The organism is Phyllobacterium sp. CCNWLW183 (genome assembly GCF_037203775.1).
Classification (GTDB): domain Bacteria; phylum Pseudomonadota; class Alphaproteobacteria; order Rhizobiales; family Rhizobiaceae; genus Phyllobacterium; species Phyllobacterium ifriqiyense.
In genome coordinates this window covers 164,191-185,968 of record NZ_JBBCBN010000007.1, presented here as the reverse complement: position 1 = coordinate 185,968, position 21,778 = coordinate 164,191, and the positions used below count along the sequence as shown (strand labels likewise).

Below are 21,778 nucleotides of genomic sequence, written 5' to 3'. Positions count from 1 at the left end.
TTTAGATCGTGAAACAGGCGGCGCGGTGGAGATGACCTTGTGGGCTGAATCACCTGAACTTACATCATCAAAGCCAATGACGCCATATAACACGGCACTGTAGGTGCTTATTCTGACAAATCAGTCTCAGAGCATGCGCCGCAATAATGCTGCGGTCTGCTGAGCACCATTCAAGTCCAAGTTGTGTTTTGGCCAATGCGCCTCGTTGACGGCAGACGCAATGGCGCTTGTAAGAATATCGCTGTTCAAGCCGCCTTCCGGTAGTGCAATTGCCAAGCCGAGAGATTCAAGGCGCGTAGCGCGAACACTTTGCTCTGTTTCACCCCCTGCGGTGAACGGAACGAGGATCGAACGGCATTTGGCGCGAAGTATATCGCAAACCGTATTGTAACCGGCTTGGGAAATTGAAAGTCGTGCGTTTTGAAGCAGACCAGGAAAGTCCTGACGAAATCTCACAACGGTGACGTTGTCAGGTGCTTCAGCGGATAGAGCTGCAAAATCAGGCTCGGGAAGATTGGGGCCAGCGATAAGGCACCAGCTGCCCTTAAAACCGGATTGGACGGCGCACTGATATGCGGATCGAAGAAGTTCCGCACCGACAGCACCTCCGCCTGCCGAGACGACAATATCAAAATTGTCATCGGCAGGCGAGGGAGCCGGTCCGGTTACAAGCCCTGTATAAAGAACCTTGTCAGCAATCAGCTCTGCCAATGGAAAAGTGTCGGGCAGAGCTATAAAATTGGGATCGCCATGGACCAGGACGTGATCAAAATGCGACTTGATCAGCGAGACGGTTTCTTCATCGCGTCCCGGCTTTGTCCGCTCCTGAAGTATATCGCGTACTGATGCCAACAATATTGGCCTTGGAGAAGCGGTCTTGATAGCTTCCAACAGCGGCATAAGCTCAAAGCGCATTTGTCGTCGGCCAAAAGGGAAGGCTTCAACTATCACGATATCGGGTTGCACTTCGTGGAAAGCTTCAAGCAGAAGCTTGCGACGATTGTTGAGATAATCGTCGTCGGCAGGCTTGCCATTCCCGTCGACAAGTCCGTTGAAACCAGCATTTCCCGCGAGCAAGGGCGGCAAAGCGATCTGCTTTACGCCGGGTCCAGGAAATCCTCGCACATTTGATCCACCGGTAACCATGCTTACATCAAAGCCGTCATCGACAAGCGCGCGCGAAATATGACTCGCCCTTGCCAGATGTCCTATTCCAAGCAGATGCTGGACGTAAAAAAAGACGCGTGGTGATTTCATGATTTCTGCCACTCATCTTCAAAGAGCCGGGTAAGCTGCCGGATACTGGAAGTATGGTCGAAATGCTCTCGAACGCGGCGCCCTGCAGCCAGACCAAGTCGATGTCTCAAATCTGGCTCGCGGATGGCCCGCTCAATGGCGACGGCCAAAAGACGGGGGTTCTCAGGTGGCACGACAAAGCCGTTTTCTCCACCGGTCAACAGCTCTGGAATTCCCGAAATATTGGTAGAGATGCAGACGAGATTTTGACTTGACGCCTCGACGAGTACATTGGGCAGTCCATCGCGATCACCGTCTGCAGCTACGCGACATGCCAATGCAAAAATATCTGACTGCCGGTAGTGGCTCAGCACCTCTTCTTGAGCGAGGGCACCTTTCCAATAGATGCGATCTGATATGCCAAGTGATTCGGCGAGCGGTTTGAGCTTGGACAGTTCATCACCGCCACCGATGTGAGTGAACTGCCAATTGATATCAGGCGATAATTGAGCCAGCGCCTGTAAAAGGATATCATAACCCTTTTTCGGCACCGCACGGCCGACGCTCAGTATCCGCACCGGATCAGACTTATCGGTGCCGTCGCGGTCGGATCTTCGTTGGTCGAAATGCCCAAAACGGGTCAAGTCGAGCCCATGATAGCTTAAATGTACCTCATCTTTTCGATCAGTAAGTTGGCGCATATGCTCGAAACCGGAACGGGTGCAGGTAACACTCCAGCGTGCCTTTGCCAGTTTTTCGGTTAGCTCCCAGTCTGGTGAAGTCCAGATATCTTTAGCGTGGGCGGAACAGGTCCACGGAACGCCGGTCAAAATGCTTGTATAGGCAGTCACTGATGCTGGCGTATGGATAAAATGTGCATGCAACCATTCGCCGGCGTCTGGCCATTCATGGGCCAGTACCAGTGCTTGTCCGAACCGGCGAAAACGATTGCGGGTTTTATCACGCATGAGATCAGCCCAGAATTGACGAAGCAACGGTCGAAATCCGGGGCGCTTCCAACTACCAATCAGGCCGCGTAATACCCGCAGCGGTTCGTTATGAAGATATTCCGGCAAATAGACGACCCGAGCCTTGATCTCATCATGTATTGGATGGCGTTTCTTATCAGTGGGCTTGCGCATGGATATAAGGGTGAGGTCAAATCCCGCACGTTCAAGCCCAAGCAGTTCCTGCGCGATGAAGGTTTCTGAAAGACGCGGATAGCCCTTCAGAACAACCAGTGTTTTACGGCGTACAGTCAAAATGCTTGCTCTTACTCGGCGACCGCAGGAAGCGGTTGATTTTCTCGATCTTCCAACCATTCGCCAACTATTTCGGAGATGTGCACCAGCCCTTCGAGACGCATGCCTTCACCTTTGCCGCTTTGGGAGGGAGGTGCCCGTTCAGGAAGACGCTTGAGCACTTCTGCAAGTCTTAACGGATCCTCAGCTTCTTCAGGCAGCAGCATCTCAATCAAACCAAGCTCAGCGGCTCGTTTGGCCCGGATCAATTGCTCTTCACGAGGAGCAATCCGCGGCACGATCAAGGCGGGCTTATCGAATGACAATATCTCGCAATAGGTATTGTAGCCGCCCATGGCGACTACTGCCTTCGCTCCTGCAATCAATTCCTCCATGCGGTTGTCAAACTCGATAACCTGTATGTATGGAATTTTACTGCCTTTCTTTACCAGCTTCGCCCGTTGTTTGGCAGGCATATAAGGTCCCAGAACGATGAACGCTTTATGTTGTAATGAGGGATCTTGCTGATAGGCATGAATGACATTGTGAACGAGGTCTGCACCATCGCCGCCACCGCCCGTGGTGACCAGAATATAATCGCCGTCAGGAACATGCACGGAAGCAGCTTCATGCGATACGCTGCGTTGCAAAAAGCCAACAAACTTCATCTTGTCCCGGATAGTCTCCGGTACTTCAAGGTCAACCAATGGGTCATAAAAATCCGGCGGACCATAGACCCATACAGTGTCATAGAGCTGATCGATCTTGTTGATAACCTGATTTTGCTTCCATTCTGCTTCCAGAAGGTGCGGAGCATCCATCACTTCCCGCAAACCAAGGACGAGCGTGGTTCCTCGCGACTTGAGATAGGTTAGAGTTTCTTCAACTTCCCCCTTGAGGCCCATGGGCTCCTTGTCGACGATAAAAATGTCAGGCTGAAACGTTTCTGCGGTATGTCTTATGATGGATTGCCGCATCTTCAGCGTTTCGTGCAGATCAATATGCCGAGCCAGAGATGTATATTCTCCGTTTCGCAATTTGATGACGCTTGGCACCTTAACAAAGTCCACCCGCGCGCGATAATCAAACGCACCCGCAATGGTCGCACCCGATATGATCAGGATGTTCAATCCCCGGTAATCTTCAACAAGCGAATGTGCAATAGTTCTGCACCGCCGCAAATGACCCAAGCCGAACGTATCGTGACTATACATCAGGATTCGTGCATCCTCGAAACGACGCATCATTGTCGGAACTTTCTTTTTTGCGGACAGGCCCGCGCGATATCATTCAAATAGGCGATCAATTGCAAACTACCAGCCTCTTATCTGTATGGATCAGCGGCGTCGCGCAACCCATCTCCCAAGAAATTGAACGCCAGGATAACAAGAATGACTGGAACCATCGGGAAAAGGAGCCAAGGGTAGAACGCTATAACGCTGACGCTTCTTGCCTCCGTGAGTAGTATGCCCCAGCTGGTTATAGGTGGTCTCAAGCCCAGTCCGAGAAAGCTCAGGGCCGTTTCGCCAAGGATCATTCCGGGAATGGAAATTGTGGCAGTTGCAATGAGGTGCGACATAAAGCCTGGAACGAGATGCCGCCCGATGATGCGGCTGCTCTTGGCTCCCATAAGCTGTGCCGCCAATACATAATCTTCTTCGCGCAGAGCGAGCAGCTTGGAGCGTACCGATCGGGCAAGACCCGTCCAGTCGAGCATGCCAAGAATTATGGTTATGCCGAAATAGATCAGTATGGGGCTCCAGGTCACCGGCATGATGGCTGCAAGAGCCATCCATAGCGGCAAGCTAGGCAATGATTGTAAAACTTCGATAACACGCTGAACCAGCAGATCAAAGACACCGCCATGATAGCCCGCAAGCCCGCCAATAATGATGCCGAGAACAAAGCTTATGGTGATGCCGATCAGCCCGATGGTCAAAGATATCCGCGCACCGTAGATGATGCGCGATAGAACATCTCGTCCCAGACGGTCGGTACCAAGAAGAAACATCTGGCCGCCCTTGGCAGGACACACGAAATGGATATTGGACTGTATTAGTCCCCAGAACCGGTAATCATCGCCCCTGCAGAAAAAACGGAGCGGCTGCACATCGTCCATTTTGTTCGTATAGACCCGTTTCAGCGACTGCATGTCCAGGCTCATTTCACGGCCATAGACAAAGGGTCCAACGAAATTGCCATCCTGGAAAAGATGGACGCGTTGGGGAGGGGAATGAATAAAATCGACATTGCGTGTGTGCAGATTATATGGAGCCAGAAACTCGGCAATGATGATCATTCCATAGAGCAACAGCAGGAATATGCCCGATGCCAGGGCAATTCTGTGGCGCTTGAATTTCCACCACATCAATTTGAGTTGAGAGGCGAGATGAACCTTCGCCTGGGCTTCGGTCATCTCCTCGATCGACATCGGATCGAACGGTGCCGACGATACAAAATGCTGCAGGGGCGCGCCGGGGAGAGGTATTTGATCCGTCACTTAGTGCTCCTGCCAGCAAGCCGGATACGGGGGTCAAGAAAAGCAAGAGCGATATCGGAGATAAGGACACCAATAACGGTCAGGAATGCGAGAAACATAAGAAATGAGCCAGCAAGATACATATCCTGGCTTTGAAGCGCTTTTATGAGCATGGGGCCTGTCGTTTCAAGTGATAGAACGATCGCCGTAATTTCCGCACCGGAGATGATTGCTGGCAGAATGGATCCGATATCGGAGACGAAAAAGTTGAGAGCCATGCGAAGTGGGTATTTAATCAGTGTTTTGAATGGATGAAGCCCTTTCGCCCTTGCCGTCATGACGTATTGCTTTTGCAGTTCGTCCAAAAGGTTGGCGCGCAGACGGCGGATCATTCCTGCAGTTCCAGCCGTTCCAACGATAATAACCGGTATCCACAAGTGTGAAAGAATGGACCGCGCTTTCTCCCAACTCATTGGTTCATTGAGGTATTGCTGGTCCATCAAATGCCCTATGGACGTGCCGAACCATACATTGGCGAAATACATCAAGATCAGTGCGAGCATGAAATTGGGAATGGCAATGCCAAGCAGGCCTAGAAACGTCAAGCCGTAGTCGCTCCAGCTATATTGGTGTGTCGCCGAATACATGCCGATAGGAAAAGCAATCAGCCAAGTGAAAAGAATAGTGACGAAGGACACGAGGATGGTCAGCCACATGCGATCGCCAATGACTTCGCTAACGGGCAATTGATACTCGAACGAGTAACCAAAATCGCCTTGCAACATGCCCCCAACCCAATAAAAATAGCGCAGCACCGGAGGTTTGTCCAAGCCGTATTGACTGCGCAGTTCTTCCAGATCCTGTATGTTCACCGTCTCACCTTGAGCCTGCATTTCTGCAATTTGGCTATCGATGAAGTTGCCTGGAGGCAGCTCAATGATTACGAAAACGAGCGCGGATATGATCAGCAGAGTGGGGATCATGGCGGCAATGCGCCAGAGTATATAACGGAGCATCTCTAAACTTGCTCCGTCTCAAGCCAGAATGTATCGGGCATATAAATACCCAAAAAGCATGTGGGATCAAAACCATAGAGACCCCGTTCCGGCAAGTTTTGCAACTTGTTCGAATGAAGCACGGGTTGCAACGTGCCATTTATAAGCCCGATCGAGAAAACCTGGCTCGTAAAAATTGAAAGCATTTGATGCCAAATGGCGGTTCGCTCATCCATGCTTCTCGACTCCCGCCAGCCTGTTTGCAGGCGTATCAACTCTTGCGCTTCAGGCAAATCCGGGGCCTGACCATTCTGGCCGAGCGAAAGGTGATACATGCCCCATAAGGGCCATTGGAGCTGGTCATCTGAGGTTGGTGCCAATTGCTGCGGATTCATATCTGCAGTGGCAACGCCATTCTCGATGCCGTACCAGATCGACATCATAATTCTGCCGGCCTGTGCACGGCTGCGGAAAATATCGCGCTGCGATGTGCGAGTATAAAGTGCAATGCCGATTTTTCGCCAATGATCGGTCACGAGTTCCAGTACATCGGTGTCCAGTGTACTTTCGCCCGGCGTTTCAATGGTAATTTCAGCAAGGCGACCGTCCGGCAGCAGACGGATATTGTCTCCATTGCGTTTTTGCAGGCCCGCCTCGTCGAGCAGAGCATTCGCCTGATCCGGATCATGGTCGATCCAGGCATTGGCATATTCTGGTTTGTACAGGGGGCTTTCTGGAAGCACCGTATCGGCGCTCGCCGTTCCAAGGCCGTAAAAAACCGCCATATTGATTTCGTGTCTATCAATAGCCAGTGACAGTGCCCGGCGTACGCGCACATCACGGAACAAACCGCGCCATACTTCGTCTTTGCAGTTCAGATTGGGCAGAATTGCCACGCGCGACCCTCGGGTCATCTTCCACAGATTGACCTTTACAGGATAGCGCTTCTCGGCATCTTTCAGGAAAGTATAATCATTAAAATCAATGCCTGCTGCCTGAAGATCGCTTTCTCCCGCACCAGTTTTTGCCGGGATAATGGAAGAGGAACTGACATTCAGAATAACGCGGTCGATATAAGGTAATTGTCTGCCGTTCTCGTCTACACGGTGAAAATAAGGATTTCGTTCGAAAACAAACTGTTCGGAAGGTGGGGCTGTCGTGTTCCGCCAAGGGTATAGCGTTGGCAAATTGGGATTTTCAGGACGATATTCACGCGCCATCTTGATGTGCAAGTCGGCCCATTTTTTTACCCGGTTTTCCTGCATCAACGCAGAAAGCCTGAACTGGTCCTGGTACTTCTTGTGGAACTGCTTGAGATAGGCCGAGGGGCCATGAATAGCGAGCGGTTGTGGTGCTGCCAGACTCGGCAGAAAATTTGGGTTCGGGGCATCCCAAGAATAGCGCACGGTCAGGTTGTCGACGACTTCAAATCGCGGCAACTTGCCATTGACACGCAGATCAAGTGATCCACCGCCGGGGGTTAGATCTTTGTTGAGAAGTACGTCTTCCCACCAATACCGGAAGTCATCTACCGTCAAAGGCGAACCGTCGGACCAACGATGACCTTCGCGAATGGTAAACGTGAAAACAGTGTCGTTTTCTTCTTGAAATGCCTCGAGAATATCCGGTTGCAGCGTCAGCTTTTCATCATATCCGACGAGCCGGGCATATCCGTAGATTGTCATGAAACGAATGTCTTTGGCGCTACCGATTATAGTGCGGATTGTACCGCCGTAACGGCCAGGTACGCGGCCCATTTCCTTGAGACCAATAATGCGAGGGCGCGTGGGCAATCGCTTGACAAGTGGCGGCAAGCTGCGCGCTCTCAACTGATCAGACAGGAATTCGGGCTCCAGATCGCGATCCGCCGCTGACGCGAAATTCGGAGATAGCAGACATCCCAGTCCGCCAAGCCCGATTGTACCAAGCACTTCGCGCCGCGTTATCACGCTCGTAACTCCCTGGCGTCAACATTGCGTCTGGCCAAAACAAGGTGTCCGCCACCCAGATCAGCCTGGGCAAGATCGTTAGAATCGGTTTCGTCAAAAAACTGCGGTCCCCAGGCTCGTTTGTCCGAGGCACCACTCGCCTTGAGGGTTTTAAAATCAAGAGGGCGGTCCAAATCGGGAAAAGGGACAGCCGCGAGAAGGGAGCGGGTATAGGGATGTATCGGATTGCGCAGAATGATTGCGGAAGGTGCTAACTCGACAATTCGACCAGCACACATGACTGCTATCCGATCAGCCATATAGTCGACCACAGCAAGGTTATGTGAAATAAACAGGTAGGTTAGGCCCAATTTCTTTTGTAGATCCTTAAGCAGGTTCAAAATCTGCGCTTGCACGGAGACATCCAAGGCGGAGACGGGTTCATCGCAAATCAACAATTGCGGTCCAAGCGCCAATGAGCGTGCAATTCCTATGCGCTGACGCTGCCCACCCGAAAAACTGTGCGGATAGCGATTGAGAAAGCGTTGATCAAGCCCGATTGCCTGTATCAAGGCTCGTACTTTTTCCATGCGATAGGCTCTATCCCCGCGCCCATGTATTTCCAGCGGCTCACTCAGAATGTTCTGGACTGTCATGCGCGGAGACAGGGAAGAAACTGGATCCTGAAAAACCATTTGAATATGGGTTCGCAGCTCCATCAGAGCTTCGCCTTGCGCCGCTAGAACGTCAACCTCTCCCTTGCCTTCGTTGAAAGTCACGCTCCCGCTGTCGGGCGTAATGGCACGCATTAAAATTTTGCTCAATGTGGTTTTGCCGCACCCGCTTTCCCCAACAAGACCAAGGCACTCGCCCCGGCGAATGTCGAAACTGACATCATTGACGGCCTTTATGCGTGTCTTGTCCTGCTTGCCAAACATGCCGGATTTGCGAATGGCATAGGTCTTTGTCAGGTTTTTCACGCTCAGCAAAATCTCCGGCGTGTTTTCGGGCTTCGGCTTTTTTGCCCAAAGCGTGTCCGAATTGACCGGAACTTCACGCAAAGCCTTCAATCGTTCTCCTGGCTTCATGTCGAAGTGCGGTACGGCAGCCATCAGCCCTTTTAAATACGGATGCTGCGGATTGCGAAAGATAGCATCGACGGGACCCGCTTCCATGATCTCGCCATGATAGATGACCACAACCTCATCAGCCATATTGGCCACGACACCGAGATCATGCGTGATCAACAGCATCGCCATGTTCAACTTTTGCTGAAGGTCCTTCAACAATTCAAGTATTTGAGCCTGTATGGTAACATCGAGGGCGGTCGTCGGCTCATCTGCGATCAAAAGGGCAGGGCGGCAGATCAAAGCCATCGCTATCATTGCCCGCTGGCGCATGCCTCCGGATAACTCGAACGGGTACATGTCATAAGTGCGTGCAGGATTGTGAAATCCTACCAGGCCCAGCATCTCCTCAGTCTGTGCCCTGCGTTCTTCTTTGGTCGCCTGTGTATGGATTTGCAGAACTTCGCTGATTTGATTGCCGACAGTATGCAATGGCGACAGGGATGTCATTGGCTCCTGAAAGATCTTAGCCATTCGCTTGCCACGCAGATCTCGCAGCTCAGCGCCGTCAGGGCGCATTTGCAATATGTCGCTTGCTCTGCCGTTTAGAGGATCGGTGAAAAGAATTTTACCTGTAACGCTGGCCGTATTGGGCAAAATACCCATAACCGACTGACTTATAACGGATTTGCCGGAGCCAGACTCGCCCACGAGAGCCGTCACTTTACCTGGCAGGACGCGAAGATTGACGCCCTTTACCACATTCATTCGTCCACCAAGCATCGCAAAAGAGATGCCAAGGTTCTCAATGCGTAATAAATCCGTTCCCGACACCATGCGAGCGACTTAATCCTTAAAGGCTGTCGTTTTCTGTCAACTGGAACGAGACTAGCTTACGCTCTTGTCCGAGTCCAGTTGGTTGAATGGCGATTGCCCATGTAGATCAAATACATACTCTTGTTTACGGTACAGGACAGACGGAAGCATCAAGAACATCGGAACAGCGCGGGGAGCGGCGGAAATTGTCGAAATAAAGCGCCCATTCAGTTTTGTCGGCCGCGCGATACGGGCCAAACTTGAAATATTGATTATCGCCTAGCCCTTTGTCTCCATGGCCTATGTTTCCTTTGACGGTCACGATCCATTTATTATTGGCAAAAATCTCGACATGGCCGGATCCGTCCGGGCCTGGTTTTGTATATATGGCAAAATCAATCCAGCCCGAATCCGGCGTAGGCAGCTTGTTGCCCCTGTCGGTTACAACAATGGCATCAGTGCAACTGTTGAACTGCTTGCCGTCTTGCGGGGTCCATTTATCATCAGTGGCGATAAGCGCACGCATCTGATTGGTGTCAGGTCGATACCAAACCGGCGTCTGTTTGTCGCTGCAAGCCTTTACAGTGTTTGGGCCTGCTGCCTTTGTTGGCGCGATATAATTGGTTTCAATCGTCGCAAAAAGTTTTCCATGATTGAGACGCAATGCCAAAAATGGGCTGAAATCACCCACGGCTTCTGGCCCAATTTCCCTTTTCCACTGCGCGATCAGATAGCGATGATCATCTTTCGGGATCGGATCGGCAAATTTTACCGCGAACCCATACCAGACGCCTTGATCATAGGGGACACGATGCTGGGTTTTCTCCCAGACTTCAGCGCGCTCGCTGCAGTTTTTTCGCACCTTGGGGCAAAACGGCTTTACGCTTAACTTCAGTGCTCCAGCACCGGTCTGCTTTATCTCGGATTGAAACTCGACTTTACCAGCCTGCTGTTCAAAGTTTTGGCGGTAATAAAGCCCACCTGCGGGGGAGAAATCTTTCCCGTCGAAACCATCAATCAGAACGTCGCCTATGGGTTCTGCTGCCGCACCCGTTGCACTCAAAGCTGCCGCAAGAAAAGCCATAGCGACGTATCTTCCTGTCATTGCATGAATTTCTCTAAGAGGGGACGTTTGGGCGGAGTAGACTTGGCATCTCTGTGAAGTAGCATGACCTGTTCGGCTTCCGAAAGTCCATCATAAGTTATTTCGTCATAGGCATCGTCAAGCTGCGCGGTCTGTCCTGCAGGTTTTGGCAATAGAACCGTTACCTTCTGACCCACACCACGCAATTTTTCCTCGCCAAGAGTGGTCCAATCGCCTCCACAATATGTGGCAAATGCCTGGCTGGCGACGACTTCACGATCATATTTCTTTGTTAGGCTTTGAAGTCTTTGCACCTCATTTACGGCCGATCCGAAAGCCGAAAATGTCAGCCTGTCCTTCAATCCGACATTCCCGAACATGACATTGCCGACATGCAGTCCAATTCCATATTTGATGGCGCTGAGGCCTTCTTGCTGCCGCATGATGTTGAGTTCGGCAACGCGTGCTTGAGCCTTGGAAACAGCAGACAGGGCGGACTGACACGCGACTTTGGAAGGGTCCTTGTGCCTGCCGCAAGGATAGACGGCAAGAAATCCATCGCCCATAAAACTCAAAATCTCGCCGCCACCACGGTTGAAGGGCGCGGCGATCGCATCAAAGAAATGGTTGAGGGTATCAATATAGGCCTGCCGCCCTTCTTTTTCTGCGAGCACTGTTGATTGACGCATGTCGCCCATGACCAAGGCGGCGCGAATAGTCTCGCCATCACCCCGGCGAATCTGGCCATTGAGAACGCGCTTGCCAGCATTACCACCAAGGTAAGTGGTTAACATATTGTCGGCGAGTTTTCCCAGAACGGCCATTTTTGCCGCAACAGCAAGATGGTTCTGCAAACGCAAGAGTTTGGCAATCATTGGGTCGCTGAAGCCTTCACTGGAATCAGTTGCCCACGATCCCATCATGCCTTGGGTCGATTGGCCGCCAAAGGACTGCAAAAACGCAAGATAGTCAGTCATGCCTTCAAGTCTGAGTTCATCCAGAACCGGGAACTCCGATGGTCCATCAAGATCGATGCGCCGCCGCAGATGCTCAAGATTGTTGCTGAGCAAATAGAAATAAGGGCTGAGAAGAAACCGTTCGGGTTTTTCACCAGGATTGTGGCGGTAACCTTCCACAGTCATGCCGCTTGAACGCTTCCAGGTAAAACCGAGAGCGTCGTAAAGGGGGTGAAGCATTGAAAAGGAAAGATTGACGCGGGCTATTGGTAGGCCCGCCGCTGCAATGCGCTCGCAAAATCCGCGCACGATTACTTCAAGGCTGTCTCCAGCCAATGCTGACTCTGTAACCCAGTCTGCCACCTTGTCGAGAAGAATTGTGGAAATATCCGCTTGGGTCGCGCTCATCCCTCGTCCTTACAAATTCGAGCTACGTCCATTTTCCGCGTATGCCATTTGTCGAACGTGTCAACTACGCTCGAACAGGAGAATAATAACAACAGGATGAGTGAATCCGGATGCAGTGTCAACGCTGGCAAACAATCCACCTGTGGGGTCGATCCGCCAATTACGCTGGACTTTCGCAGGTAAACAGACAGGCGCCCTCTAATTAATTACATTGACATTGGTTAGATGGGCATTTCCCCAATCTGAAACAATAGGGCGTTGTCACTTGATTGTGACGTAAGTGGTGAGGTTGCGGTCGCTTGACAGCTATCCGTATAGCAGCCATCTACGAACGAAGGCGCAGGCCAGATAAGACTGGAATATCACGTGACCAATACTGCTTTTACCGACCTTTCGCAAAAACTCCTGACACAACAGGCAAAAGCCGGAGTAATCGGACTTGGATATGTTGGACTCCCCCTGGCGATTACGCTTGCACGCAGCGGATTCCACGTAACTGGGTTTGATGTCGACCCGGCAAAAATTATCGCGTTGGACGCCGGAAATTCCTATATCGAAGCGGTTAGCAATGCCGATCTAGCCAAAGAGACTTCAGCGGGAAGATTTCGTTCTTCGGATAATTTCGGGCAACTCGCGTCATGTGACGTGATTGTCATCTGCGTTCCGACGCCCCTGACAAAACATCGGGACCCTGATCTTTCTTATGTTGAGGCAACGAGTCGTTCAATTGCAGCCACGCTTCGAAGGGGTCAGCTTATAGTGTTGGAGTCGACGACTTATCCCGGTACAACGGACGATATTGTCAAAACCATTCTGGAAAAGACCGGGTTGAAGTCAGGTCAGGACTTTTTTCTAGGGTTTTCGCCAGAAAGGGAAGATCCGGGCAATCGCGACTTTGATACGTCCAGCATTCCAAAGATCGTTGCTGGCGATGGTGCTGAAGCCAGTGAGTTGATGCAGGCCTTCTATGGGCAAGCCGTCAAGACTGTTGTGCCCGTCTCATCCAATGCGACGGCTGAAGCAGTAAAACTCACAGAGAACATTTTCCGGGCCGTGAATATAGCGTTGGTCAATGAACTCAAGACACTTTACGCTGCAATGGGGATCGATATCTGGGAAGTAATCGAAGCCGCAAAGACAAAGCCCTTTGGCTATATGCCATTTTACCCTGGGCCCGGCCTTGGGGGGCATTGTATTCCCATCGACCCTTTTTACCTGACCTGGAAATCGCGGGAATATGAATTGCCGACGCGATTCATTGAGCTTGCAGGCGAAATAAACTCGGCTATGCCGCGTTATGTGATCAGCAAATTGTCGGAAGCACTGGATATCCGTGAGGGGAAAGCCCTCAGCCGTTCGCGCATCCTGATCATTGGTTTGGCGTACAAGAAAAATGTTCCAGATATCCGCGAAAGCCCCTCATTACGACTGATGGAAATTATCCACGAGCGTGGCGGCACTGCCGATTATCACGATCCATATGTCGCTGAAATTCCCACGACGAGGGAATATATGGCTTTGAAAGGTCGACAATCAATCGATCTTACAAAGGAAACTGTCCAGTCTTACGATGCGGTTTTGATTTCGACAGATCATGATTGCATTGATTATGCATCAATAGCCGCATGGTCACCGTTAATCGTTGATACCCGCAATATTTTCACGAAACGCGGGCTCATGGCAGATCATATAATAAAATCATAAGTGCTACCGTGCCCAACAGCCAAGCCGCGTCACCCTCAGACGAGTTTGGCTTTAAGGTTGCTTGCAGCCATTGCATAACCGCCAGAGGCACCGTCGATGAAGTGGATATGGTCATGCGCCAGCGGCGTGGGAACCAGACAGGTTATCAAAGCCGAGCTTTGCCGGTGTAAACCGTACTGACAGATTCCCTCTTTGGCTGCTTCTTCCAGCCGCTCTTCAATACGTGTCAACCGCGCAGCATCAATGTCGATGGTCATCTTGAGTCCATCATCGAACTTGCGGAAATCAGAATTTTGAACCAGTTCGCGCTTATACGCTTTGGGATCAAATCCACCGGCTGTCAGACCCAGTTTTTCCAGCATTATCGTCAGTCCGATCTGAGCGAAAATGGCAAACTTTTTATAGAGCCTTTTCCCAGCCGGAGCAGTTGCCCTTGCCTCGGTACTGATGCCCTGCAATGTGAATTCAATCTGTGGTCCTTCTTCCGGAATTGGGTGGGCGCCGCGCGCTTGCTCGGCAGCTATGGCAACAACATCAGCCACCAATTGCTGGAAGCGGGCGTCTGCTCCCGATGCCCCGGGCACTGCAATAATGGAAACAATCTCACCGTTGTGGGCGTGGACCGGATTCCAACGGCAGGACAGGCCCGTCAGATCAGGACGCGTGCCCGAGGGCGCTGGTTTGATCAGAAATTTACCCGCTTTCATTTGAGCTTCAGCCCAACTTGCTCCTCCGCCGGCGAACATCGCATAAGAGAGCTCCGAGCTGACTTTAAATCTGGCCACGCGTACATCCAGACCTTGAGCGCGCACCGCCGCCATTGGAACAATGGCTGCTCTCAGGTTCAACTGCAATTCATCCGCCACCCAGGCTTGTACTGCCGCAAGTGCTTTGCGAGCCTCCAGCTCCTCTGAAGCAGGAAGAGCAACCAAAGCTCCATCGCCTCCGAATATAAATGGATGGTTTTGCTTCCCCAATGCGTTGAGGAGAGCCGATATGACGCTTGCGCCCGCCACGTTGACGGCCTTGTAGCGTCCCTGTTTTATGGCTTCGGTTGAACCCACTATGTCTGCAGTGGCCAACACCCAGCCAGCGGGCAGCGCCTTGTAATTGGCGTTGTCCGCAACGCCTTCAAATTGCTCGAAAACAGGCAATGTCTCAAAAAAATTGTCGTTCTTTTCAGTCGTCATAAGCGACAGTAACACAGGCCGATTGTGCAGGCGATGCACACTTATCCATCGGGCCGCTCAATGCACAATAACGGCAGTGCCTGTTAAATATGTGAAAAGTTGAAAATACAATTGTTCGCGGCTTGTGTGTCCCGTGAACGGTATGCAACGATATAACTGCTGCCGATTCTTGCCCATCAAATCGAGCCATTCCTTGAGAGTGCTAATAACATGCCGGCATATCGTGCCCGCAGGGGGACTAGTTTGTTATCCGATGCATTTTGATTTAGCCCATTTCCCGGATTTTCAGGAAGGATTTTTCGGTATCTCTGCCAAGAGAGATGTGCTCGAGATGCTGATTGATATCCGGGAGCAGTTGGATTGTCTCCACATAACCCATATCGGCTACTCCAACCAGACCGCTCCCAACAAGGGCTCAACTCCAGACGTTTCTGTTACCACAACCCTGCCTTTCAGCTGGGCGATGCGCTATTCGGCAAAAGGTTATTACAAGTTGGATCCGCTGCTTGATGCCGTGGTTATGCCTCGGCGCCCTGCCCAGGCAGCAGGAAGCATACGAAATCTGGCAGATGAAGTCGCCTTGTCATCCGAGGTAGAAAAATACTTTTGGGACCGCGAGATGCGAAACACTGGTAGCCTGTTTCTTGCAGTAGGTGCTTCCAATCCCCACGGCTTCAAAGGGATTACAGAATTTACGTTCAACGTCGGCAAATCTGAACAGGCGGGCTTCATCGAGCGGATGCGCCAACGCCTTGTTGCATGCTCATCGCGTCTGCACACCGCGCTCCACGGAAATCGCAATCCGGTCCTTGCTGCCGTTGTTGCCAAGCTGCTGACAAAACGAGAACTGGATTGCCTCTATTGGGCTGCCAATGGAAAGACGGACGGCGAAATCGGCGAAATTCTTGACATCGCGCGCTGGACGGTAGTGACGTACTTGCAAAACGCAAAAAACAAGCTTGGTTGCGCCAATCGCACCTCAACCGTAGCAACTGCTTTGGCATTGGGCGTTATCGAAATGCCTGTTATCGCAAACAGGTTCTAGTCGGTGCTCTCGGAAGCTGTGAATTGAGGCAAATGGGCATCTGCAAAAGCTGCTTCAAGCAAAGCCGTGTTTTCCGCCGGGCTTCGGCCCGTTTCAGCAAAACGCAAATGATGAAGGTCAATTTCAGTGGAATGGGCTGAGAGGATCAAGCGAAAATATGCATTGACGCCCATGTTGCTGAATTCCAGATCAAGTGTCACCGTGGGCGTCGAGTTCCAGTCGAGGTGATACTCACCTCCGTGCCCGAAAGTCAGCGTATTGGGATAAAAGGTCAACTCGGTGGCCGAGTTTACGATATCGGCAATATTGCCGAAAAGCTCACAGCGGATGAAGGCAATATAGTCGGCCACGTCAACGAGCAGAAGGTCTTTGATAACCTCCGTCAGATGCCGCTCTAGAATCTCGACGCGTGTCGCGGAATACTGGGTTTTTTTCATATATTCATCCGACTATCGATAATTATACTATTTTCGGCGGGTATTAACAAATTGAATAAGTTCGGCGACAGCCTTGTAGAATTCCGGCGCGATTACATTATTAACCTGCACCTGTTTGTAGAGTGAACGTGCCAACAGGACATTCTCGAAAATCGGCACATCATTTGCCTCTGCAACTTCTCTTATCTTTAGTGCGATGATGTCCTGACCCTTGGCGACAACGACGGGAGCGGGATCCTTTGCCGGATTGTAGCGAAGTGCAACCGAGAAGTGTGTCGGATTTGCGACGATGAGAGTGGCGGTCGGAACTGACGCAATCATCCGCTGCCGCGCGCGATCGCGGCTGAGGGATCTCAACCGTGACTTGAGCAAAGGATCGCCTTCAGCCTGCTTGTGTTCGTCCTTGATCTCCTGTCGTGTCATGCGCAGTTCATTGCGCCAGTGAATGCGCGACCAGGCAATGTCGAATGCTGCCAGCACAGTTACTGCGATCGCTATCGAAGAAAGCAGGCGGGTTATATGGGCCCTAATAAGCTCCGGAAGCTGCCCGGGTTCAGTGATTATGGCATCAACAAAAAAATGGCTGTCGCGAAAAAAAATCATGAAAACAATGATGCTGGCCGCGGCAAATTTGAAGGTTGATTTTAGAAACTCAACGCGTCCGGCAGACCCGAAAATACGCGACCAGCCTTTGGCGGGCGACACCCTCGACGCTTGTGGCTCGATACGGTTGAAAACAATTCGCGGAGCGTTTTGCAGAACCGATGCAAGGATGCCTGCACCGGGGATCAGGATCATAATGGGAAGCAGCGCAAGACCGACGGCTGCTCCAATTATTCCGAACAGTTGCCGCGCATCATCTGCGCTGTTCAAATGCCAGTCGTCTGATTTGTCAAAGAGTTCAGAAAGGAAGGATGAGAGTTTTGCGCCGCTTGGTATCGCTACAAACACCAGAATGATGATAAGCGCGATGATCGAGGCAAGGATGGGTGCTTCGCGAGAGAAGGGCAGGTTGCCTTTCTCCATTGCATCGCTGATTTTCTTTTCAGTCGCCTCCTCGGTTTTGCTCTCTTTGTCGGTCTCGTCTGACATCTAGCAGGACTGCTCCGTTAAGGTCCGACCTGCTCGGGCTCAAGGCGAAGATCGCCGCGTTCAGCCAAAGCAATTGCGGTACGTGCGATAGAGCGCCTGGCCTCCGTTACAGCATTGGCATTGATATTGTTCGGGCTGGAGAGTTCTGTCTCAACCATGCGGCGCCCGCGTGTCGATAGCGACTGAAGAATGAGTTCCTGGAGCTGCGGCTCGCAACCATGCAAGGCTGTGGTAACAACATCGGTCTGAATGTCATCGAACAGAACAAGTCTCGAGCGTTGCGACAGACGGGCAATATCCTCGAAGGTGAACAATTTCGCCTTGATCTTTGCAAGGTCGTCCCCACCGAGATCCGTCAGATCTCCAAGCAGTTCGTCGATCTCGGATTTTTCCAGCTGATTGATAATATTCGCGATCGTGCCGTGATGGCTCTTTTCGGAAGCCGTATTGTCTTTTCCTGTTACCTCACGTTGAAGAATGGCTTCGAGCATGGCGGAGACAGCTGGGGCAACTTTGCGGATATGCAACGTGCGCTGGATCAAGGCGCTGCGCGTCGTTGGTGAAAAACGGATAAGCAACTTTGCTGCGATATCGGATGGCAGGCGGGAAATCACATAGGCTGTGACCTGCGGATGCTGATTAACAAGATAGGCGTGCAAGATCTCGGCGGGAATTCGCGGTAATTGATCCCAAACGGACTCCTGAGCCAAAAGTTCGGGCCGGCGGTTTTCGATAACGGCACTTGCTTCATCGGCGGTGAGGGATTCGCGCAGCAGGCCCTCAAAGCGCATCCCGGCTTCGGATACCGGCGCACCGTCGGCAAATGCATTCTCGAACTGCTTTACCAGTTCTTCGAAGTCGCTGGGCGTGATGGGTTCGAGCTTGCGAGCGTGTACCGCCAGTGAACGCAAATCATCCGCTGTGAAATGCTTGAGGAGGCGGGACGCGGATGGCCGTCCGATGGCGACGAGCAATGCCGCCACTTTTTCAGGTCCTGACAAATCCTGGATGGCGCTTGATGCCTCTTCGGTTGCGTGATCGCTCATCTCGCCACGCTTAATTGCCGCTGCCGATGACTTCGGTCAGGCTGACGCCAAACCTTGAGCTGTCATCTTCAAGGACGATCACTTCACCGCGGGCGATAACGCGGCCATTGACGACAATATCGACCGGATCGCCGATTTGCTTGTCTAGTGTCACGACAGAACCACGTCCGAGCTTCATCAGATTTGCGACCGGCATGGACGTACTTCCCAGAACAACCTGCACGTCAACTGGGATACCCATGATCAGGTCGATATTGGGCTTGGATCCGGCCGGTTTCCGGGCCGGTTGCGGCTCGTCGCGCTTGAGGTCTTCGATGGCCTCGTTCAGTTCGTCTTCGATCGAGTTCTTGTCGGATATGGCCATGATGCGAATGATCCCGAGTGCGGAGTAGGTTTAAAGAACGGCGCCAGCAACGTCGCTGGCACGAACGATACGATTGACAAAAACTGGCAAGGGGCGCGCTGGTTCGAACGGAGCAACTTGCGTTGGCGTTACAGATTTGAGCTGATCCGTCATAAAGTGATTGATGGAACTGATTTTGACTTCCGGTGGAGCTACGTGTGACGCAGCTGCCGGTTGCTGCATGGCAGCGGCAACAAGTGCATCTTCATTAAGATCCAGCCGCGCTCGCTTTATAAGCTCCATTGCGCGGGCCATTTCAGAGCGCACACGATCAGAATCTTTCAGGCGCGCTTCAAGCCGTATGCTTTCGTCCCGGCAGATCTCCCGCTCTGCCTGAAGGATTGCCAAGGCTTTTTGAAGATTGTTTGCAGAGCTTGCTACCTGATTTGCCATCAGCCGGCTCATTGCTGTCAGTCTGCTCGCTTTGCGCAGCGCCGCAAAAAATACGATCAAGGAAATGGCACTCAAACCCAGTGAGATCAGATTAACCAGCAGCAAGCTCATCAAGGAGGTCCTCTTCTTCGTTGACGGGATCGGTGATGCGAACAGTGAATACGCTTCCCGCCTTGCCGAGACGGCATTTGTAAAGGGCCTGATCGCCACTGCGCAGACGGACTTGATCAATTGCGTCCTTGGGTAAGTGCAGAATTTGTCCCGGGCGCAGTAAAGCGAGTTGCTCAAGAGTCATTGAACCTTGCTGCAAATAGGCCTCGACCTCGATATGCGCGCGGCTGACTTCCAGTCGCAGCTTCTTTGCCCAGCTGGGATCAAGATGATGTGCGGGCTGCCGCAACAAGCGGGCGATTGCGTCCTGCATCGGCCGGAAAGCGGAGCGCGGCAACAGAATGGAGACGTGACCGGAGCGGCCCGTTACATTCAAGCCGATAGTGCAGGCAATCATTCGGGCCTCGGAAACGGTGCCCGGCGCAAGGTGCGCAGCTTCGCTAAGTTCGCCCATCTGGAAAAGCGGATCGCCGCCGGAGAACATATGATCGAGCGAGGATGTGATATCGCTGAAAGTCTGCCGTGCGATTCCCATGTCCACTGATGTGAAAGGCCTAATCGTCGTCGCCATCTCGGAACTTCCGCCAGAACCGAAGAGAGCCTCAATTCCACAGTCGACAAAGCTCCGGTCGGCGGCCAGCAGGATTCTTGAGCCCCATTTGGGCACGGAAACCGTTCCCACCAAGGCCGAACCCTGGACTGCATCGGTCACGGCTTCTTTCTCGAGGGAACGAATATTAAGGAACTCAGCGGTGACGGCTGCATCGGTTTGCGCGGAAATCCTTGCGCCAAATGTCGAAGCCAAATCGCGGAATACCGTTTCGAATGATTTCAGATCATCGACAGAAAGCCCCGCCGCCCGCAGGATACTATCCGCCAGCGCGTCAGGTTTTTTTTGCTCGGCCTCGACCTCCATCACAGAACCTTAAGCCGCTTGCTGCAGGGGCGTTGGGGAGAGAGTTTCCTGCTCCACAACGTCAATGGATGGACGATCATAGGCGGAAATAGTCTTGCGGCCATATTCGAGCGCGATTTGGGGCAGAGCACCATTCATATATGCCAGCAATGTCTGCTTTACGATGATGTAAAGCCTGTTTTGCTTCTCGCGCGTTGTCTTGATCTTGGTGGCGATCGGCCCCACGACACCGTAGGACAGGAAGATGCCCGCGAAGGTCCCGACAAGTGCTGCGCCGATGAGATGTCCAAGAATTTCAGGCGACTCATTGAGCGCGCCCATGGCTTTGATGACGCCAAGAACAGCGGCGACGATGCCAAGGGCAGGCAATCCCTCCGACACGCTGACCATTGCATGATAAGGCTTGAGCTTGTCACGTGAAATGGTGTGAATTTCTTCATCCATCAGAGCTTCGATTTCATGCGAACGCGCATTGCCGATGATGATCAGGCGGCAATAGTCGCAGATGAAATGCGTCAGGTCATGGTTCTTGAGAACGCTCGGAAATGCCTGGAAAATTGTCGATTCATTCGGATTATCGATATGAACTTCCACCTCATTACGCGATTTTGCGCGCAATTCGCGCATCAGGGCATAGAGAACACCGAGCACATCGAGATAGTCACGCTGCTTTGGCACCTTGTTGGTGAATGCCTCCATGCAGGCGCGACCGGAATCCTTGACTGCCGAGAAGGGATTGGCCACCAGGAAAGTGCCGAGTGCGGAACCGCCGATAATCACAAATTCCCATGGCTGCATCAGAACGCCAACGTGCCCGCCCATGGCGATAAAGCCACCAAGCAGACAACCCATTGTTACGACCAGTCCGATCAGAATACCCAAAACCTGCTCCTGCATGTTCGCCAGTGTTCCAGAGCTATCAAGGTCGGCTTGCGTGAACCTTGCAGCCGGAACGGAGTTTGATTTCGAAAAGCAGCTGCATGTCTTCCTTTTGTAGTAAGACAAGGAGGCTCAGCTAGCCACCGAACGCCATTTGCTACATGCCATGGGCTAGCTTGCACCGCTTAAAATGAAAGAGAGTGGGTTGCAATGACAGTCGCCAGTGTTGCAAGGGCAAGTTCCTTACAATCAATTCTCTTCCTCATGGTGAGTCCTCCTGAGCGAAGGACAAACCCGCGCACACTGTCAACTGGCGTTTCTCCATCAGCTTCAGGCAAGCTTGATTTGCGAC

19 protein-coding genes are annotated in these 21,778 nt (G+C 52.0%); 2 read left to right on the top strand and 17 right to left on the bottom strand.

Features of this window, described 5'->3' with window-relative positions:
- Positions 1-126 precede the first annotated feature (126 nt).
- The 9 genes from V9K95_RS16885 to V9K95_RS16845 form a co-directional block, all read right to left on the bottom strand.
- Entirely contained in the window at positions 127-1,257 is a 1,131-nt protein-coding gene (locus V9K95_RS16885; RefSeq protein WP_336441430.1) for a glycosyltransferase family protein, read from the bottom strand.
- Positions 1,254-2,498 carry a glycosyltransferase family 4 protein gene (locus V9K95_RS16880; protein WP_336441431.1) on the bottom strand — a complete coding sequence of 415 codons (1,245 nt, stop codon included), beginning with the start codon at positions 2,496-2,498 and terminating at the stop codon, positions 1,254-1,256. The genes V9K95_RS16885 and V9K95_RS16880 overlap by 4 nt, the downstream gene beginning before the upstream one ends.
- Positions 2,499-2,509: 11 nt before the next feature.
- Positions 2,510-3,724 (bottom strand): glycosyltransferase family protein, encoded by a 1,215-nt coding sequence (locus V9K95_RS16875; RefSeq protein ID WP_115054957.1) that lies wholly within the window; start codon positions 3,722-3,724, stop codon positions 2,510-2,512.
- A gap of 77 nt (positions 3,725-3,801) precedes the next feature.
- Positions 3,802-4,977, bottom strand: coding sequence for an ABC transporter permease subunit (locus tag V9K95_RS16870; protein WP_115054958.1), 1,176 nt, complete (start codon positions 4,975-4,977; stop codon positions 3,802-3,804).
- Positions 4,974-5,972 (bottom strand): ABC transporter permease, encoded by a 999-nt coding sequence (locus V9K95_RS16865; RefSeq protein ID WP_115054959.1) that lies wholly within the window; start codon positions 5,970-5,972, stop codon positions 4,974-4,976. Before V9K95_RS16865 ends, V9K95_RS16870 begins: the two co-directional genes overlap by 4 nt.
- 2 nt (positions 5,973-5,974) lie before the next feature.
- Positions 5,975-7,870, bottom strand: a complete 1,896-nt coding sequence (locus tag V9K95_RS16860; protein WP_442958578.1) for an ABC transporter substrate-binding protein — start codon at positions 7,868-7,870, stop codon at positions 5,975-5,977.
- A gap of 26 nt (positions 7,871-7,896) precedes the next feature.
- Positions 7,897-9,783, bottom strand: coding sequence for an ABC transporter ATP-binding protein (locus V9K95_RS16855; RefSeq protein WP_115054961.1), 1,887 nt, complete (start codon positions 9,781-9,783; stop codon positions 7,897-7,899).
- Between the two features lie 124 nt (positions 9,784-9,907).
- The gene (locus tag V9K95_RS16850) at positions 9,908-10,867 is read right to left on the bottom strand and encodes a polysaccharide lyase (protein WP_442958575.1); all 960 of its coding nucleotides are present in this window, start codon (positions 10,865-10,867) and stop codon (positions 9,908-9,910) included.
- Complete coding sequence (locus V9K95_RS16845) at positions 10,864-12,210, bottom strand: adenylate/guanylate cyclase domain-containing protein (RefSeq protein ID WP_115054963.1); 1,347 nt, start codon at positions 12,208-12,210, stop codon at positions 10,864-10,866. Before V9K95_RS16845 ends, V9K95_RS16850 begins: the two co-directional genes overlap by 4 nt.
- 366 nt (positions 12,211-12,576) lie before the next feature.
- Between V9K95_RS16845 and V9K95_RS16840 the strand changes: the two genes are divergently transcribed.
- The gene (locus V9K95_RS16840) at positions 12,577-13,914 is read left to right on the top strand and encodes a nucleotide sugar dehydrogenase (RefSeq protein ID WP_336441433.1); all 1,338 of its coding nucleotides are present in this window, start codon (positions 12,577-12,579) and stop codon (positions 13,912-13,914) included.
- A gap of 35 nt (positions 13,915-13,949) precedes the next feature.
- Here the strand turns inward: V9K95_RS16840 and V9K95_RS16835 are convergent, their stop codons facing one another.
- On the bottom strand, positions 13,950-15,104 hold the full coding sequence (locus V9K95_RS16835) for a DUF3095 domain-containing protein (RefSeq protein ID WP_336441434.1): 1,155 nt from the start codon (positions 15,102-15,104) through the stop codon (positions 13,950-13,952).
- Positions 15,105-15,357: 253 nt separating this feature from the next.
- Between V9K95_RS16835 and V9K95_RS16830 the strand changes: the two genes are divergently transcribed.
- Entirely contained in the window at positions 15,358-16,149 is a 792-nt protein-coding gene (locus V9K95_RS16830; protein ID WP_162802621.1) for a helix-turn-helix transcriptional regulator, read from the top strand.
- Here V9K95_RS16830 and V9K95_RS16825 read toward each other — a convergent pair.
- The 7 genes from V9K95_RS16825 to motA are packed head-to-tail and all read right to left on the bottom strand — an operon-like array spanning position 16,146 to position 21,429.
- Entirely contained in the window at positions 16,146-16,586 is a 441-nt protein-coding gene (locus V9K95_RS16825; RefSeq protein ID WP_115054967.1) for a hypothetical protein, read from the bottom strand. The genes V9K95_RS16830 and V9K95_RS16825 overlap by 4 nt on opposite strands.
- Before the next feature lie 27 nt (positions 16,587-16,613).
- Positions 16,614-17,678 (bottom strand): flagellar biosynthesis protein FlhB, encoded by a 1,065-nt coding sequence (gene flhB, locus V9K95_RS16820; RefSeq protein ID WP_336441435.1) that lies wholly within the window; start codon positions 17,676-17,678, stop codon positions 16,614-16,616.
- Positions 17,679-17,695: 17 nt separating this feature from the next.
- Positions 17,696-18,724: a flagellar motor switch protein FliG gene (locus V9K95_RS16815; RefSeq protein ID WP_336441436.1), complete on the bottom strand. Its 1,029-nt coding sequence runs from the start codon at positions 18,722-18,724 to the stop codon at positions 17,696-17,698.
- Positions 18,725-18,734: 10 nt separating this feature from the next.
- Entirely contained in the window at positions 18,735-19,088 is a 354-nt protein-coding gene (gene fliN, locus V9K95_RS16810; protein WP_336441437.1) for a flagellar motor switch protein FliN, read from the bottom strand.
- 30 nt (positions 19,089-19,118) lie between these two features.
- Positions 19,119-19,631: a BAB2_0123 family type IV secretion system effector gene (locus V9K95_RS16805; protein WP_307277239.1), complete on the bottom strand. Its 513-nt coding sequence runs from the start codon at positions 19,629-19,631 to the stop codon at positions 19,119-19,121.
- Complete coding sequence (locus V9K95_RS16800; RefSeq protein ID WP_307277242.1) at positions 19,612-20,547, bottom strand: FliM/FliN family flagellar motor switch protein; 936 nt, start codon at positions 20,545-20,547, stop codon at positions 19,612-19,614. Before V9K95_RS16800 ends, V9K95_RS16805 begins: the two co-directional genes overlap by 20 nt.
- Before the next feature lie 9 nt (positions 20,548-20,556).
- The gene (gene motA / locus V9K95_RS16795) at positions 20,557-21,429 is read right to left on the bottom strand and encodes a flagellar motor stator protein MotA (RefSeq protein WP_115055114.1); all 873 of its coding nucleotides are present in this window, start codon (positions 21,427-21,429) and stop codon (positions 20,557-20,559) included.
- Positions 21,430-21,778: the final 349 nt, after the last annotated feature.

Coding starts and splice junctions, on each gene's coding strand:
- V9K95_RS16885 (WP_336441430.1), bottom strand. CDS start 1,257: ATGAAATCACCACGCGTCTTTTTTTACGTCCAGCATCTGCTTGGAATA.
- V9K95_RS16875 (WP_115054957.1), bottom strand. CDS start 3,724: ATGATGCGTCGTTTCGAGGATGCACGAATCCTGATGTATAGTCACGAT.
- V9K95_RS16865 (WP_115054959.1), bottom strand. CDS start 5,972: ATGCTCCGTTATATACTCTGGCGCATTGCCGCCATGATCCCCACTCTG.
- V9K95_RS16855 (WP_115054961.1), bottom strand. CDS start 9,783: ATGGTGTCGGGAACGGATTTATTACGCATTGAGAACCTTGGCATCTCT.
- V9K95_RS16850 (WP_442958575.1), bottom strand. CDS start 10,867: ATGACAGGAAGATACGTCGCTATGGCTTTTCTTGCGGCAGCTTTGAGT.
- V9K95_RS16845 (WP_115054963.1), bottom strand. CDS start 12,210: ATGAGCGCGACCCAAGCGGATATTTCCACAATTCTTCTCGACAAGGTG.
- V9K95_RS16835 (WP_336441434.1), bottom strand. CDS start 15,104: ATGACGACTGAAAAGAACGACAATTTTTTTGAGACATTGCCTGTTTTC.
- V9K95_RS16830 (WP_162802621.1), top strand. CDS start 15,358: ATGCATTTTGATTTAGCCCATTTCCCGGATTTTCAGGAAGGATTTTTC.
- V9K95_RS16825 (WP_115054967.1), bottom strand. CDS start 16,586: ATGAAAAAAACCCAGTATTCCGCGACACGCGTCGAGATTCTAGAGCGG.
- flhB (WP_336441435.1), bottom strand. CDS start 17,678: ATGTCAGACGAGACCGACAAAGAGAGCAAAACCGAGGAGGCGACTGAA.
- V9K95_RS16815 (WP_336441436.1), bottom strand. CDS start 18,724: ATGAGCGATCACGCAACCGAAGAGGCATCAAGCGCCATCCAGGATTTG.
- fliN (WP_336441437.1), bottom strand. CDS start 19,088: ATGGCCATATCCGACAAGAACTCGATCGAAGACGAACTGAACGAGGCC.
- V9K95_RS16805 (WP_307277239.1), bottom strand. CDS start 19,631: ATGAGCTTGCTGCTGGTTAATCTGATCTCACTGGGTTTGAGTGCCATT.
- V9K95_RS16800 (WP_307277242.1), bottom strand. CDS start 20,547: ATGGAGGTCGAGGCCGAGCAAAAAAAACCTGACGCGCTGGCGGATAGT.